The organism is Campylobacter concisus (assembly GCF_003048905.1).
GTDB classification, from domain to species: domain Bacteria; phylum Campylobacterota; class Campylobacteria; order Campylobacterales; family Campylobacteraceae; genus Campylobacter_A; species Campylobacter_A concisus_V.
Genome location: NZ_PIRO01000003.1, coordinates 95,057 through 109,477, shown reverse-complemented (window position 1 = coordinate 109,477; position 14,421 = coordinate 95,057). Strand labels below are relative to the sequence as shown.

At 37.7% G+C, this 14,421-nt stretch carries 15 protein-coding genes; 1 reads left to right on the top strand and 14 read right to left on the bottom strand.

What is annotated here, in order from left to right; translation table 11 throughout:
• Positions 1–2 precede the first annotated feature (2 nt).
• The 10 genes from CVS95_RS07675 to CVS95_RS07630 all read right to left on the bottom strand — a co-directional run bounded on the left by CVS95_RS07675 (position 3) and on the right by CVS95_RS07630 (position 9,171).
• On the bottom strand, positions 3–2,192 hold the full coding sequence (locus tag CVS95_RS07675) for a RelA/SpoT family protein (RefSeq protein WP_084041542.1): 2,190 nt from the start codon (positions 2,190–2,192) through the stop codon (positions 3–5).
• A complete protein-coding gene (locus CVS95_RS07670) occupies positions 2,179–2,394 on the bottom strand; it encodes a DNA-directed RNA polymerase subunit omega (RefSeq protein ID WP_021091717.1) in 216 nt (71 codons plus the stop codon). The genes CVS95_RS07675 and CVS95_RS07670 overlap by 14 nt, the downstream gene beginning before the upstream one ends.
• 18 nt (positions 2,395–2,412) lie before the next feature.
• On the bottom strand, positions 2,413–3,129 hold the full coding sequence (gene pyrH, locus CVS95_RS07665) for a UMP kinase (protein ID WP_054196984.1): 717 nt from the start codon (positions 3,127–3,129) through the stop codon (positions 2,413–2,415).
• Positions 3,130–3,202: 73 nt separating this feature from the next.
• Positions 3,203–4,420, bottom strand: coding sequence for a murein hydrolase activator EnvC family protein (locus CVS95_RS07660; protein ID WP_107696170.1), 1,218 nt, complete (start codon positions 4,418–4,420; stop codon positions 3,203–3,205).
• Positions 4,417–5,232, bottom strand: coding sequence for an FtsX-like permease family protein (locus CVS95_RS07655; protein WP_107696169.1), 816 nt, complete (start codon positions 5,230–5,232; stop codon positions 4,417–4,419). Before CVS95_RS07655 ends, CVS95_RS07660 begins: the two co-directional genes overlap by 4 nt.
• Positions 5,219–5,890, bottom strand: coding sequence for a cell division ATP-binding protein FtsE (locus CVS95_RS07650; RefSeq protein ID WP_021091805.1), 672 nt, complete (start codon positions 5,888–5,890; stop codon positions 5,219–5,221). The genes CVS95_RS07655 and CVS95_RS07650 overlap by 14 nt, the downstream gene beginning before the upstream one ends.
• Positions 5,874–7,061, bottom strand: coding sequence for a tRNA (guanosine(46)-N7)-methyltransferase TrmB (trmB, locus tag CVS95_RS07645; protein WP_107696168.1), 1,188 nt, complete (start codon positions 7,059–7,061; stop codon positions 5,874–5,876). Before trmB ends, CVS95_RS07650 begins: the two co-directional genes overlap by 17 nt.
• A complete protein-coding gene (locus CVS95_RS07640; RefSeq protein ID WP_234400047.1) occupies positions 7,061–7,618 on the bottom strand; it encodes a fibronectin type III domain-containing protein in 558 nt (185 codons plus the stop codon). Before CVS95_RS07640 ends, trmB begins: the two co-directional genes overlap by 1 nt.
• The gene (locus CVS95_RS07635) at positions 7,593–8,267 is read right to left on the bottom strand and encodes a fibronectin type III domain-containing protein (protein WP_188116498.1); all 675 of its coding nucleotides are present in this window, start codon (positions 8,265–8,267) and stop codon (positions 7,593–7,595) included. The genes CVS95_RS07640 and CVS95_RS07635 overlap by 26 nt, the downstream gene beginning before the upstream one ends.
• Complete coding sequence (locus CVS95_RS07630; RefSeq protein ID WP_107696167.1) at positions 8,200–9,171, bottom strand: RluA family pseudouridine synthase; 972 nt, start codon at positions 9,169–9,171, stop codon at positions 8,200–8,202. Before CVS95_RS07630 ends, CVS95_RS07635 begins: the two co-directional genes overlap by 68 nt.
• A gap of 52 nt (positions 9,172–9,223) precedes the next feature.
• On the opposite strand from CVS95_RS07630, the gene CVS95_RS07625 reads away from it, so the two are divergent.
• A complete protein-coding gene (locus tag CVS95_RS07625) occupies positions 9,224–10,330 on the top strand; it encodes an FtsW/RodA/SpoVE family cell cycle protein (protein WP_087577608.1) in 1,107 nt (368 codons plus the stop codon).
• A 36-nt stretch (positions 10,331–10,366) separates the two neighbouring features.
• Here the strand turns inward: CVS95_RS07625 and CVS95_RS07620 are convergent, their stop codons facing one another.
• From CVS95_RS07620 to CVS95_RS07605, 4 genes are all read right to left on the bottom strand, one after another.
• Positions 10,367–11,644 carry an aminotransferase class V-fold PLP-dependent enzyme gene (locus tag CVS95_RS07620; protein WP_107696166.1) on the bottom strand — a complete coding sequence of 426 codons (1,278 nt, stop codon included), beginning with the start codon at positions 11,642–11,644 and terminating at the stop codon, positions 10,367–10,369.
• A 70-nt stretch (positions 11,645–11,714) separates the two neighbouring features.
• Entirely contained in the window at positions 11,715–12,320 is a 606-nt protein-coding gene (gene thiE, locus CVS95_RS07615; RefSeq protein WP_107696165.1) for a thiamine phosphate synthase, read from the bottom strand.
• Complete coding sequence (locus tag CVS95_RS07610; RefSeq protein WP_107696164.1) at positions 12,313–13,059, bottom strand: hydroxymethylpyrimidine/phosphomethylpyrimidine kinase; 747 nt, start codon at positions 13,057–13,059, stop codon at positions 12,313–12,315. Before CVS95_RS07610 ends, thiE begins: the two co-directional genes overlap by 8 nt.
• Entirely contained in the window at positions 13,056–14,387 is a 1,332-nt protein-coding gene (locus tag CVS95_RS07605) for an aminotransferase class V-fold PLP-dependent enzyme (protein ID WP_107696163.1), read from the bottom strand. The genes CVS95_RS07610 and CVS95_RS07605 overlap by 4 nt, the downstream gene beginning before the upstream one ends.
• Positions 14,388–14,421: the final 34 nt, after the last annotated feature.

Here is a 14,421-nt window from a genome sequence, read left to right as displayed (position 1 = left end):
TCCTAGTTATGGTATGGATCGCTTTGCGAAACGAAATCTATAATCTTATATCTATCTTTGATTTTCTCTCTTAGCTCGTTTGCATCGATGTTTTCAGCTATCTCAACACTTATCTCAAATGTATCGCCGCTAAGATCATTTGCTTCATTTAGCGAGATTGTAGCCAAATTTACATCTAGTCTAGCAAGATATGTTAAAAATTCAGCCAACGCGCCTTTTCGGTTCTCAAGATTTAATAAAATTTTATATCTATGTGGGGCATTTCTAGTCCATTTGACAAAGATGATCTCATTGCCCTTATCCATAAGCTTTCCAGCACGCTCACAAAGTTTGTGATGCACTGTCACATTGTGTCCATTTTTAAAGCCAACTATACTATCGCCTCTTTTTGGGTTACAACAATAGTCAAACTCGACATTTGAAATTTTATGATTTGAATAGATTACGATATTTTCAAATTTTTGCTTTTTAACCTGATATTTATCGCCCAAAGAGATCATAAAAGGACGCTCTTTTTTTATATACTTTTTAAGCATATTTACGACCTCTTGCAAAAAATCGCTTTCAGTTGCAGCACGAAAAACTTTTTTGCCTAAATTTTCATGCTCTATCCAGTCTAAAATTCTATCTTTAGAAACGCCAAAAACTGACTTTAAAATATCAACTGCAATTTTATAATTTATATCTTTTATCTTTTGCTTGCAATATGTTCTTATCGTAGCCCTTGCTTTACCAGTTCGAACGCTATTTATCCATGAACAGCGAAATTTTGCCTCTTCGCCAGTTACAATCCTTACAATATCGCCGTTTTTTAGCTCTGTTAAAAGTGGCATCCTGACGCGATTTATATAAGCTTCTTTTGCGTAAAGTCCGATCTCTGTGTGAATCTCATAAGCATAATCAAGTGCAGTAGCCCCGCGTGGAAGCGTAAAAACCTCACCTTTTGGCGAATAGACCGCAATATCTTCTATATAAAGACTATCTTTTGCATATTCATAAAGCTCTTCGACATTACTTTCAGCTTCATTGTTTTGCATACCAATGTCGTTTAGCCAGTCAAGTTTTGGATTAAGTAAACTGCCCTCGCCGTTTTTGTATTTCCAATGAGCTGCGACACCGTATTCGGCGGTTTTGTGCATATCGTAAGTACGAACTTGTGCCTCAAAAATACTCTTATTATCAAAAATAGTTGTATGTATCGTTTGATAGCCATTTTGCTTTGGAAGCGCAATATAATCCTTAAATCTCGAAATAAGAGGATTAAAATTTATATGCAAATTTCCAAGCGCAAGATAGCAATCAAGCGGCTTTTGCACAAGAATTCTAATAGCTAGCAAATCAAGCACCTCTTCAATCGAAATACCTTTTCTTTGCATTTTTAAATAAATCGAATAGTAATGCTTTATACGTTTTTGAATCTCGAAAGTGCCCTCAATAAAGCCGTTTTCAAGCAAAATTTGATTTACTTTTTCGTAAAAAGCATTTAGTTTAAGGCTAAGCTGCTGCTTATTTTTATTTAAAAAGCTATCGATCTTGGCGTATTCTTCTGGCATAGCATATTTAAAACTTAGATCTTCAAGTATGTTTTTAATAGATGAAATTCCAAGCCTATGAGCGATCGGAGCGTAGACCATAAGCGTCTCTTCAGCGATGCGTTTTTGTTTTTCTACTTTTAATGCATCAAGGGTTAGCATATTATGAAGTCTGTCACAAAGCTTAACCACAAGAACTCTAACATCCTCAATGGAAATTAAAAGCATTTTTCTAAAAGTTAGTGCCGAGCTTGCTAGTTTTTCGTTACTACTTGAGCTTGCAAGCTTGTTTTCTCTTATAGCAACTATCTTTGTAAGCCCTTCAACCAGCTTTGCCACTTCATCGCCAAATTCAGCCTGAACTTCGCTAAGTGTAACTTCAGTATCTTCAACTACATCGTGAAGTAGTGCAGCTATAACCATACTCTCATCTCCGCCCATATTTGCCACTATTGATGCTACTAAGATAGGATGGATTGCGTATGGCTCGCCACTTTTGCGATATTGACCAGCATGAGATGTGACACAGCTATCTATAGCTTTATCTAATTTCTCGCTTCGTTCGCAAAGAGAAAAGAGCAGCGTTATAGCTTCTGAAACATTTTTACAAGGTAAAATTTGTTCTATTAGCTGCTCTAAAAAAAGACTATTTTCCTTCAACTATTGCCTCTAAGCCTATTTTACCCTCAGCTACTTCAAGTAGCGCAATGTCAGCAAATTTCATCTTTGAAGTATCGGCTTCTACAAGCACTACTGCTCCATTTGCTAGTGCTTCTGCACGCTTTGCTACGATAAGTGAAAGTTTATATCTATCATCACCAACTTGTTTTAACGCTCTTGCTGTTATTTGTTCTGTTCTCATATTTATCCTTTTTAAAATTTATTTTACTACTGAGTATAGGGCTGCTTCTTCTTCATTTATTATTTTTAATAAATTTCCAGCCTTAAACATATTACAAACCAAAATCGGCAGTGAGTTATCTTTAGCTAAAGCTATGGCAGTATCGTCCATAACCTTGATATCATCGCTCATTGCCTTTTCATAGTTTAGCGATTTTAAAAGTTTTGCATCTTTGAATTTTTTCGGGTCTTTATCATAAACGCCATCAACCTTTGTAGCTTTTATGATCATATCTGAGCCAATTTCAATAGCTCTTAATGTGGCTGCTGTATCAGTTGTAAAGAAAGGATTGCCAGTACCTGCGGCAAATATAACAACTCTACCTTTTTCCAAATGGCGCTGCGCACGTCCAACGATGAAAGTCTCACAGATCGCTTCCATTTTGATTGCACTTTGCACTCTTACCTCTAGCCCACTTCGTTCTAAAGCTTCACGCATTGCGATTGAGTTGATAACAGTTGCTAGCATGCCCATGTGATCGCCACTTGTTCGTTTGATGATGCCATCTTTTGCAGCACTCACACCACGTATAATATTGCCGCCACCTATCACGATGCCAACCTCGATACCATTTTCGACAAGCTCTTTTATCTCATTTGCTATAAATTTAAGCACCGCCGTATCTATGCCAAAACCATTCTCTCCCGCTAAAGCTTCGCCTGAAAATTTAACCAATACGCGTTTTCTTTTACTCATTGTCTTGCTCCTTAAAATTCACGCATTCTAGCCAAAAAGGCTTTAAATTTAGTTAATAGCACTTGCAAAGTGGCTATTTTGAGATCATCTCAAGTGGATCGATGTGGTAGTTTCTTTGCGTTACTTCAAAGGTTAGATCGTTTCTAACTCGGCCTATAACGTAGCCTTTTTGCACGACTGAGCCGACTTTTACAGTCGGTGCGATCTGGCTTAGGTGAGCGTAGATCGTGTGGATGCCATTTTCGTTTTCGATGATGACTACATTTTCAAGCATCGGAGTTGCTTTTGCAAAGACTACTTTACCATTTAGCACGCTTTTGACCTTGACATCTGGCGTGGTTGAGCGAAGTGTGACTGACTCGTTAAAAATTTTGATGTTATATATTGGATCTACGTAGTTACCAAATTTTTGCTTTACAGTGTAGCTATCAAGAGGAGCGATTGTCTTTGCACCTGAATATTTTTTAACTGAGCTTGTTTGATAGCCTCCACCCATTGGCTGGCTTTTTTCACCTTTTTTGCCACCCTTACTGGTTGCCTTTTCTTGTTTTTCTCTAGCAGCACGTGCTGCTTCATCTTCTTGTTTTTGCATGATAGCAAGCTGCTCTAGCGTCTTTCTTAGCTCATCTTGTTGGGCTTGAAGTTTGGCTAGCTTTTTGCTGTAAATTTCCTTATCACGTTTTAGTCCGTTTATAGTATTTTTCTGCGTACTCTCTAAATTTTGCAAGTCACTTTGCTTGCGTCTATAGTTTTTGATGCTTGAGTTTATCTCGCTTATTTTGTTTGATTTATTTTTTATCTTCTCGATCGTATCTTCATAGTTCTGGCTAAGTCTTTTAAAATCCTCTTTTGTGATGGCATTTAGCTTGGTTAAAATTTGAGATGAGATGATGCTCTCCTCGCTTTGCTTGCCCTCAGTTGCAGACATCAAAAGATCAAACGACAAATCTTCTGCGATGATCCTTATCATGTTTTGCTCAAGCTCCTTTTGAGTGCGTTCTAGCTCTTTGTTTTGCTTAGTTAGATCATCAAGCTCAATAAGTGCCTTTGAAGCATTTGTCTCAAGAACTGAAATTTGACCTTTTAGATTTGTGATATCGCCACTTATACCGCGAAGTTTTTTCTCGCCATTTACGATATCGCCAGCCAAATCATCTAGCTTTTTACTAAGCTGCTCACTCATCGCTTGACTCGATCTTAGCGAGTTTTTGGAGTCTTTGATCTTCTCTTTGGTATTTGACGCAAAAGCTAGACTAAAAGCTAGCAAAAATATAAAAATTCCTTTTCTCATATCGTGCTTTTTCTAGCCTTACTCATCACTAAACTAACAGCAAAAATACTTAAAAACATAGCCACGCCAAATAAAATAAAAATATCCCTTGAAGGATCAAGACTAGGCAATATCACATCAATGCTTGCGGCATTTTCTCTAAAAATTTCAATGCCCGGCAAGAAAAAGAAAAATACACCAACTGCAACGGTAGCAACTAGGCTATCAACCATGGCTGATTTGTAAAGCATGGCTGATTTTAGCCAAAATGGTGCTCCAAAAAGCGTCATAATCTCGATGCGCTCTCTATGCTCAAATAGCCAAATTTTAGCCTGCTTTAGCATAAGCATAAGTCCTATCACGCAAAGTATCGCCATAAAAGCATACGATATACTTTTGGCTAAATTTAGTATTTTAAAGACCTTATCGTGAGTCTTTGAAAATGTCTCGACCTTTGTGATGCCATCAAATTTTAAAAGTTTTTGCTTTAACTCATCCATGTACTGCGGTGTCGGAAATTCGCTAAGTTTTAGTGAGTAAAATTTAGGTAGCGCATTTTGCAGTATGGACAAATTTTTAGCAGAGATATCATTTGAGAGGCGGTCGATGATCTTTTGCGGGCTTAGTGGCTCGATGCTAGATAGATTGCTAACCACAGGCTTTAAAATAGCATCACTAAGCTCTTTACTTGAAACTATGACGATGTTGTAGTCATTTCCCATGAGTCTTTCATAATCTCTCACAATCTTATCGGCAGTTAGACTAAACTGCACGGAAAACAAAAGTGCGATTAGCGGCAGGATGAATCCAAGATGATTTTTAAGCGATCTCATGCACGCCTCCATTTTCTATGACGAAGTGACGGTACGGGATACGAAGCGTTGAGGGAATGTGATGAGTCACCACAACGACGCTTGTGCCTAAAAATTCCCTAGCTGATTTTAAAAGCGACCAGATGACGTCGCTTGAGTATTCGTCTAAATTTCCAGTTGGCTCGTCGCATAAGAGCAAATTTGGATTGTGCGCTAGAGCCCTTGCCATCGCCACTCTTTGCTGCTCGCCACCGCTTAGCTCACGAGGGTATTTATCAGCTTTATGAAGCATATTTACATGTTTTAAAAGTTTAGCCACTTGCTTTTTGCTCACATTTTGATTGATGCCTTTGATGATGAGGGGCAGCATGACGTTTCTTTCCACATTCCATTCATTTATCAAGCGATAATTTTGAAATATAATGCCAACTCGCTGCCTAAGCTCACAAAGTCTTTTGTCATCGATATCATCCATTTGTGTCATGCAGACATTTAGCTCTCCAGCAAGAGGTGAAATTTCTCCATAAAATGATTTTAAAAGCGTGCTTTTTCCACTTCCGCTCTTGCCTGTGATAAAGACAAAATCATTTGCATAAATATCTAAATTGACGCTATTAATTACGATTTCATCGCGTTCATAAGCTAGGCTCAAATTTCTTGCACTAATTATCTCTTGCATCAGCCAAATACTCCTTCAAAAGCTCGTGTGCAGCCAAATTCTCACGAATTAAGATCGGTTTTTTTATAAAATATTCGCTTTTTTCATCGCTTATTTTGATAAAACATTGCTCAGGTTTATTAAATGCTCCAAAAGCAACTTTTAGCAAAATTTCATCTTCATTTATGATATAAATTTCTTCGAAATGTAAAAAATAATCCTCTTTTTTGACGATGAAATTTTTGAAATTTTTAATTATATTTTTTACGCTTGTCTTTTCTTTAAAGTCAAAATCTCCAGCTAAAACACTCTCGCCACTTTTGACCTCACAAGTATAAATGACATCGTAAATGTCCTTATCTTGACGTCTCCAGCGGTCTTCGTACTTACTAGTTACTTCTAAATTTCTATTTTTAAAAGCTTCTATTTTTGAGTTTGCTGGCTCTAAAAATTTACTCAAGCTAAAATCGCAATACTCCTTGCTATCAGTCCTTAGCTCAAATTTACCGCCAACTTTTAGTATCCTCTCGCACTCAAGCGCAAATGCCGATGAGACCACGCGTCTATGCTCTGCTTTATCCCACGGCACTGGAAAGTGTAAAAAGACTCTATCAACCAAATTTGAGCCAACAAGTGAGAGCAAGAGCCTGGCGTCGGTATTTATTAGCCGCACGTTTTCTAGGGCGTTTGTCCTAGCTAGCTTTGCTACTTGCTCGATGCTTGGTTTATAGACTTCTATGCCTATAACCAAAGCCTTTGGATTGTTTTTAGCTTGATAAAGCAAGTGCCTGCCAGAACCAAAGCCGATCTCAATGAAAATCTCTTTAAATTTATCTTTTAACTCGCAAAATGCTGGCACAAATTCTTCAAGGCATAAAATTTCACTCACTTTTTTAGTCAAATTTGTCTTTTTTACGGCAAATGCTTGACTGATTACATCATTGCAATTTTGCTCTTTAAAAAGCTCCAGCGCCTCTTGCAAAAGACCAACTTTAGCTGGCTTTGTAAGCTTTTCTCCCTTTACGACGATGCCATTTTTACCGGACTTTACGACTAGGAAAAAACTCTCTTCTTCATTTTTTGTGTATATGAGCCTCTCGTTTCGTCCATTTGCTTGCCAAAGAAATTTGACTTTGTCATTACCAAATGGAAACGAGAGCTCTTTTAAGGACGAAGCTATGAAATTTGGCATTATTTTATGCTAACTTCTGCTTTTGATGACTTATCAGAGGCGATGCCGTACTCATCGATAGCTACGACGCTGTAAGAATAGCTAGCTCCTTTTTGCACGCTATCATCTCTAAGTCCAGTACCATCTATGCCACTAAAAATTTTCTCACTTGCACCACTTCTATAAACCGTGTACGAACTGGCTCTATCAACTACACTCCAATTTACATTTACTCCGCTACCATCGTAGCTAGCACTAATATTTGGAGTCTTTGGCGCACCAAGTGTTATCCCCACGATTGGCTCTTCTTGTTTTAAGCTCTCAAGGCCGTCTTTATCGACTGCTGTGACTCTGTAATACCTTGTTGCCGCATTTGTGTTTATGAGATCTTCATAGGTGTTGCTAGTCGTTTTTGCTAGGTATGTGTAAGGTAAAATTTTACTTGTCGTTCTATAAACCTTAAAATAAGCAAAATCCTCAGCTGGTGCGTAATCCCAAGTTAAAATTATCTTTTTTGGTGCATTTTTGGTTGCTTGAAGATTTGTTACCGATTTAGGGTAACTCCTTTGTCGTTGCACTTATGTTTTGGCTTGGTTTTGAAACAACGCCTGAAGAAGTTTTAACTAAAATTCTATACTCATAAGACTTACCAGGTTTTACCTCAGTATCGATATATTCAGCATTTAGTCTGCCATTTACCTCTGCGATTTGGCTAAATTTATTAACTCCGGCATCACTTCTTTGAATGATATAGCTTGCTACGGTGCTATCAGGATGTGGTCTCCAGATCACTTTTACACGTCCTGGAAGCCCTGTAATAGCTTGCGAAAACGGTACTGAGTCAAGCAGTGGCTTTGTAGTTGCTGTTGCGATCGTGCCCGGTTGAGAGATGGCATTACTTGAGTAAGTTCTCATTTGGTACGAGTAAGTTGTCTCTGGAGCTAGATTGCGGTCCACATAGTGCGTTGCAAAGCGGTCTTTTATGTTTGCAACTAGTTGCATTTTTGAGTTCGCATCATTTGGATTTGAGCGGTAAAGATAGTAGCCAACGACGCTCTCATCGGTTACTGGATTCCACTCGAAGCCAACTTCTGTCATATCTGAAATAGTTTTTAAACTTGTAATCGTAGGCAGTGACATACTTTGCTGAGTCGGTACGCTAGAGCCGCATCCAGCTAAGAAAGCTGCTAAAAATGGTGTCAATATGCGTAGGGCAAATTTTTTCATCAAAAATCTCCTTGGGAATTTTTTTGTAAATTATTTGGTTAAAGTCATCATACGTTTTTGCGGTAAATTCTACCCTTTTGCCAGTTCTAGGATGGATAAAATAAAGCATATAAGCGTGAAGCATAACCCTGCTTATTTTATCGCCTTGGCTCTTAAATCCGTATAAATCATCGCCTAAAATATGGCGGTTTATGCTAGATAGGTGCACTCTTATCTGATGAGTCCTACCCGTAAAAAGTTTCGCTGCTATTAAATTTATGCCATTTTCGCTTAGTAAATTTACAAAGGCACTTTTTGCAAATTTAGCATCCGCGACGATCGCTTTTTTTAGGCGATTGTTTGGGTTTCTGCCAATTGGCTTGTCGATGATGACGTCCTCTTTTAACGGAAGATCGGTGAGTGCTAGATAAATTCGCCCCATGCTCTTATCGCTTAGCTGCTCGCTTAGTTTTGCGTGAGCGAAGTTGTTTTTAGCAACAACGATAGCGCCACTTGTACCTTTATCTAGGCGGTGGACGATGCCAGCTCTTACATCGCCATTTAAATTTGAGAGCATAAAGCCCTTTTTATTTAGCCATTCAACAAGTGTCGCCTCTTTTACACTTGGAGCTTGGTGAACGACGATTTGAGGTGGTTTATTAAGCACTATGAGATCGTCGTCTTCGTAGATAATTGGAATATCAAAATTTACTTCGTATTCGTTTTGCACCTCTTTTTTTGGAGCGAAATTTACGCAAATTTCATCATTTTCACTTAACAAAAAGCTTGGTTTTGAGATTGGTTTTAAATTTACGCTTACAAGGGAGTCTTTTATCAAATTTAAAGCTTGATTGCGTGAAATTTGAAGCTCATGTGCTACTGCCACGTCGAGTCTTGAGCTATTTAAAACATTAAATTTAACCAAAATCAAAGCCTTGTTTGTGATATAATCTAGCCCAAAAATTAAGGTTTGCTTCTTGATAAAACTAGATCGGCGTATTTTAACACATTTTGATTTTATTCAGCCGTTTTTAATAATCCCAATTATCATAATTTCATATATCCTAGTTTCCGAAGCAAACGACATTTTAGCAAACAAACAGCTTGTGTATTTTGGCATAGGTTTTGCATCATTTTGCGTAGCATTTTTACTGCCCATTAGGCGTATCGACTGGATCATTCCGATGTTTTACTGGGTCTGCATCGTGCTACTTTTAAGCGTCGATCTCTTTGGCGTTAGTAAACTAGGTGCTAGGCGCTGGCTAGAAATTCCCTTCGTTCACTTCACACTTCAGCCATCAGAGCTGATGAAGCCAGCCTTTTTGCTGATGTTAGCCTATCTCATCAAACAGCGTCCTCCAGAGGCTAATGGATACGGAGTAAAAGATTTTTTAAGACTTAGTTTTTATATACTTTTGCCATTTGTGCTCATCATGAAAGAGCCTGATCTTGGCACTGCGCTAATACTTTTGATAGTTGGCTACACCATCCTTTTTGTAATCGGTGTAAATAAGAAAATTTGGATCACTATCATCCTTGCGATAGGCTTTTTGGCGCCGGTTTTGTATGAAAATTTACATGACTATCAAAAAAAGAGGATTCACGATTTCATCGCTGAAGAGCCAAGCTATCACGTCAAACAAAGTATCATCGCCATAGGTAGCGGCGGACTGAAGGGCAAGCCAAAGGACGAAGCGACGCAGACGCACTTTAAATTTTTGCCAATCGCCACTAGTGATTTCATCTTTGCCTACAATATCGAGCGTTTTGGTTTTTATGGTGGATTGTTTCTGCTTGGGCTTTATGGAGCACTTATAACACATCTTTTAAGTTTAAATTACGGTCTAAAAAACGACTATTTTACACAAGTTACCACCACGGGGATTGCTGCACTTATTTTCGTTTACGTGGGTGTAAATGTTTCGATGACGATCGGTTTTGCACCAGTTGTGGGCGTACCACTACCATTTTTTAGTTACGGCGGAAGCAGCTTTGTTACATTTATGGTGCTTTTTGGAATTTTGCAAAATTTGCTAACTTTTAGATTTGATAGAACTTATAGCTTTATAAAAATTCACTTCTAAAATTTTCTCCACAAATGTCAAGCATATAGTTTTACCCTATCCTTCTTTGTATTTTTTGATGCAAGATTTTATGGCATTTATAAGATATTTTATATCCTCTTTTGTATGCGTATAGTGAATGCTAACACGTACCCAGCCAGGTTTTGCTTCAAAAATGGTATTATCTTTTAGATTAAGCAAATCATGTCCATATGGCCCAGCGCAATCACAGCCTGCACGCGTTTGTATACCAAAATCGCTACTTAGGCTCGCAGCAAAATCATAAGGCGAAATGCCTTTTACATTAAATGCAAAAATAGGCAATCTGTCTAAATTTTCAGGACAATAATTTATCACCTCATCTATCTTTTCTAGTTCTTTACAAAACATCTCGCCTAGCTCACATTCAGCTGCTTTTATATTATTAAGTCCGATTTCATTTCTTAGCTTGTAGGCTAAATTTGCACGCATTAGCTGCATTATCGGTGGCGTGCCACCCTCTTCTAAATTTTCAACTTCATTAGTAAAAATATGCGATGTCCTGCTTACGTACTTGACTGTACCTCCAGCTGCAAATGTAGGCAAATTTTTACAAAGCTCTTTTTTGATAGCCAAAAGCCCACAACTCCCAACTCCTCCAAGTAGTTTGTGAGGTGAGAGAAACAGTGCATCAAAATATCTGCAATCAACATTTTCATAAGCACTAAGAGTGGCCACATCAAGAGCCAAAATACCATTATATTTTTTAATCAGCGAGTAAATTTTTTTATAATCGGTTTTAACGCCAGTGACGTTTGAAGCGGCGCTAAAGCTAGCTATTATCTTTCTTTTTGCATTTTGCTTTAATGTATTCTCAAGCATCGCATAGTCTATCTCATTATTTTCATCAAGCTCTATGCGTTTTATATCACAAAGCCCTTCTCTTAAGCTAACTTCAACGGAGTGATGCTCATAAGGGCCAATGATCGCTAGTGGCAAGTTTAAATTTCTTAAATTTGATTCACCGATCAAGGCTCTTGTAGCTGGTGAGATATAAATTCCCACTATCTCCTGAAATTTCTTTATCGCAGCCGTCGCTCCTTGACCAGTCGCAATAAGATAAAAACTATCGTCAAGGCCCAATAAGCTTTTTAGCTCAGCCCTTGCATTTTCATAGTATTTTTGCGTTAGCACCGCGCTTGAACTACTATCTGAGTGAGTGTTTGCATAGGTTTTTAAAAATTTTAAAATTTCATCTTCAATGGGCTTATAAGCAAGACCTGAAGCCGTGTAGTCAAAATAGTAAAGGCCTTTTTTTAAAATGATATTTTTTCTTACTTCATCGATATTTAGCAATGTTTTCCTTTTATTTAAAGCAGGGATTATAATAAAATTTTCATAAAAAAGCTTGCAAAATAAGCATCTTTTAAAGCAATAATTTTCTTTGTAAATTTTCTATATTTTTATTTATCGTGCCATCTTTATAGATAGCAGATATTATCGCGATCATGTCTGGCTTTACTCTAGCGACACTTGCAATGTTGCTAGAATTTATGCCACCTATGACACACACATTCATTCCCATTTCTTTTGCTTGTGATATGGTTTGGGCCTTACAAAGTGGTGCATTTGGTTTTGTTGGGCTTTTAAACATCGCTCCAAAAGCCACATAGCTAGCACCATTTTGTTTTGCCCTAAGGGCAAGCTCCAAGCTATCATAGCAGCTAACCCCCACGTAAGCATCATCTCCTAAAATTTCAAACGCCTCTTTTATGCTCGCATCATCTTTTCCCAAATGCACGGACTTTGCCCCTATATGAGCAGCAAATAAAATATCATCATTTACGATAAATCTTGCTCCAAATTTTTCGCATAGGTTGAAAATTTCACCAGCTAGCCTCTCATCTTTGGGTATTTTTTTAGAACGAAATTGAAAAAATTTCACCCCACACTCTAAAATTTCTTTAGTATATTGCAAGGCTAAATTTTCAGGCATCAATACATCGTCGCTAATCGCGTAAATTTCAATCACTTATGCCAACTTTATGATTTAGTAGACGTTTGCCAAATTTTGTCGTAATTGCATTTTTAATAGCATTTAAAATGTATTTTTTGGCTAGTTTTATGGCCTCTTCTTTGGCGTGTCCATTTGCCAGCAAGCAGGCCAGCGCACTTGCAAAGCTACATCCAGCCCCGTGCATGATCTCTGGTTTTATTAGTGGCTCTTTAAATTTAATCACGTCACCATTTTTTTTAAAAAGGGTATCTTCACAAATTTCTGCAACCGTGCTTCGCTTTAAGATCATATCGCAAGGTAAATTTTTACTATCAAGTTCCAAAACTTTGGCTTCATCGATATTTGGCGTGATAATGTCTGCAAATTTAAAAAGCTCTTTTAAGCTTGCTATCGCGTCATCCTCAAGAAGCTTTGAGCCTGATTTTGCTACGCAAACTGGGTCTATTACTATTTTAATGCCTTGCTTATAAAATTTTTCAAGCCAAGAACCAACGCAAGATATAAGCTCTTTATTAAAAAGCATACCAACCTTTATGGCATCTATGTTCAGCTCTTCATCTACCATTTTGATCTGCTCATTTAGATTTGTAACATTTGTAGCAAAGATATTGCTAACGCCATTTGTATTTTGTGCCGTAAGAGCCGTGATAGCTGTCGCTGCGTAGCAAGAAAATGCCTCGCATGTCTTAATATCAGCCTGTACGCCAGCACCACCAACACTATCACTTCCTGCAATAATTAATATATTTTTCATCTATCTCCCATACAACCTGAAATTTTATCAACACTAAAAGGATCATCGACTTTCCAACTACTTGAATACTTTTTAATGCTACTTTTTAATGCATCTACTAAATAATCAGCGTCTTGTAGCGTATGCGTATAGTGGAGTCCAGCCCTTACCCAGCCTGGCTTATGGGTAAATAGTGCATCTTCTTTTAAATGAAGCAAATCATGCCCATATGGTCCAGCGCAAGAACATCCTGCACGCGTTTGAATGCCGTATTCTTTGCTTAAAACTTTGGCTAATTCATAAGGTGAAACACCAGTCACATTAAAAGAAAATATCGGCAAACGCTTTATGTTATTTGGATGATAGCAGGTAAGCTCAGGAATTTCTGCTAGCCTTTTTTCCAAATACTCTCCAAGCTCACTCTCGTTTTCATATATTGCCTCAAATCCTATCTCATTTCTTAGCCTATAAGCCAAATTTGCCCTTATAAGTCCTAAAATAGGCGGAGTGCCAGCCTCTTCTAGCTGCTCACTATCTTTTACAAATATAGCGTAGTTTTTGCTAACATAACTTACCGTTCCACCACCAGCAAATGTCGGCTCATCTGAGTTTGCAAGTATCTTTTTTATAGCAAGAAGCCCACAACTTCCTACTCCACCAAGTAATTTATGAGGAGATAAAAAAAGAGCATCAAAATAGTCACAATCAATATTTCCATAAGCGCTAAAACTTGCAGCATCAAATGCCACAATGCCGCCATAAGATTTTATAAGAGTATAAATTTTGCGGTAGTCGCTCAAAATTCCAGTCACGTTTGAAGCCACACTAAAAGTTGCGATGATCTCACGACCGACATTTATCCTTAAAATTTGCTCCAAATGATTAAAGTCGATCCCTCCATTTTTATCAAGCCTGATACGCTCAACCTCACAAAGTGCTTGTCTAAAGCTTATCTCATTTGAATGATGCTCATAAGGGCCAAGTACTACGAGCGGAGAATTTTCATCTGGCTTTAATGCATATCTTTTTTTTAACGCTGGCGGTGCATAAATTCCTAAAATTTCTTGAAATTTCTTTATCGCGCCGGTAGCTCCATTGCCACAAGTAAAAAGATAAAAGCTCTCATCAAGTCCTAGTAAGCTTTTTAACTCACGTCTTGAATCTTCATAAATTTGAGCGGTTTTATAGGCGTTTGATGAGCTGATAGAGTGCGTATTTGCGTATGTTTGGAGTATTTTTGCTATCTCATCTTCGATAGGTTTATAAGCTAGCCCTGAAGCTGTAAAGTCAAAATAATAAATGCCATTTTTTAAAATTATATTTTCTCTAATATGCTCTAAATTTACCAAATCACAACCCTTGTTTTTTGCTTAGCATTATAGA

Coding starts and splice junctions, on each gene's coding strand:
- CVS95_RS07660 (WP_107696170.1), bottom strand. CDS start 4,420: ATGAGAAAAGGAATTTTTATATTTTTGCTAGCTTTTAGTCTAGCTTTT.
- pyrH (WP_054196984.1), bottom strand. CDS start 3,129: ATGAGTAAAAGAAAACGCGTATTGGTTAAATTTTCAGGCGAAGCTTTA.
- trmB (WP_107696168.1), bottom strand. CDS start 7,061: ATGCCAAATTTCATAGCTTCGTCCTTAAAAGAGCTCTCGTTTCCATTT.
- CVS95_RS07670 (WP_021091717.1), bottom strand. CDS start 2,394: ATGAGAACAGAACAAATAACAGCAAGAGCGTTAAAACAAGTTGGTGAT.
- CVS95_RS07655 (WP_107696169.1), bottom strand. CDS start 5,232: ATGAGATCGCTTAAAAATCATCTTGGATTCATCCTGCCGCTAATCGCA.
- CVS95_RS07610 (WP_107696164.1), bottom strand. CDS start 13,059: ATGAAAAATATATTAATTATTGCAGGAAGTGATAGTGTTGGTGGTGCT.
- CVS95_RS07635 (WP_188116498.1), bottom strand. CDS start 8,267: ATGAAAAAATTTGCCCTACGCATATTGACACCATTTTTAGCAGCTTTC.
- CVS95_RS07650 (WP_021091805.1), bottom strand. CDS start 5,890: ATGCAAGAGATAATTAGTGCAAGAAATTTGAGCCTAGCTTATGAACGC.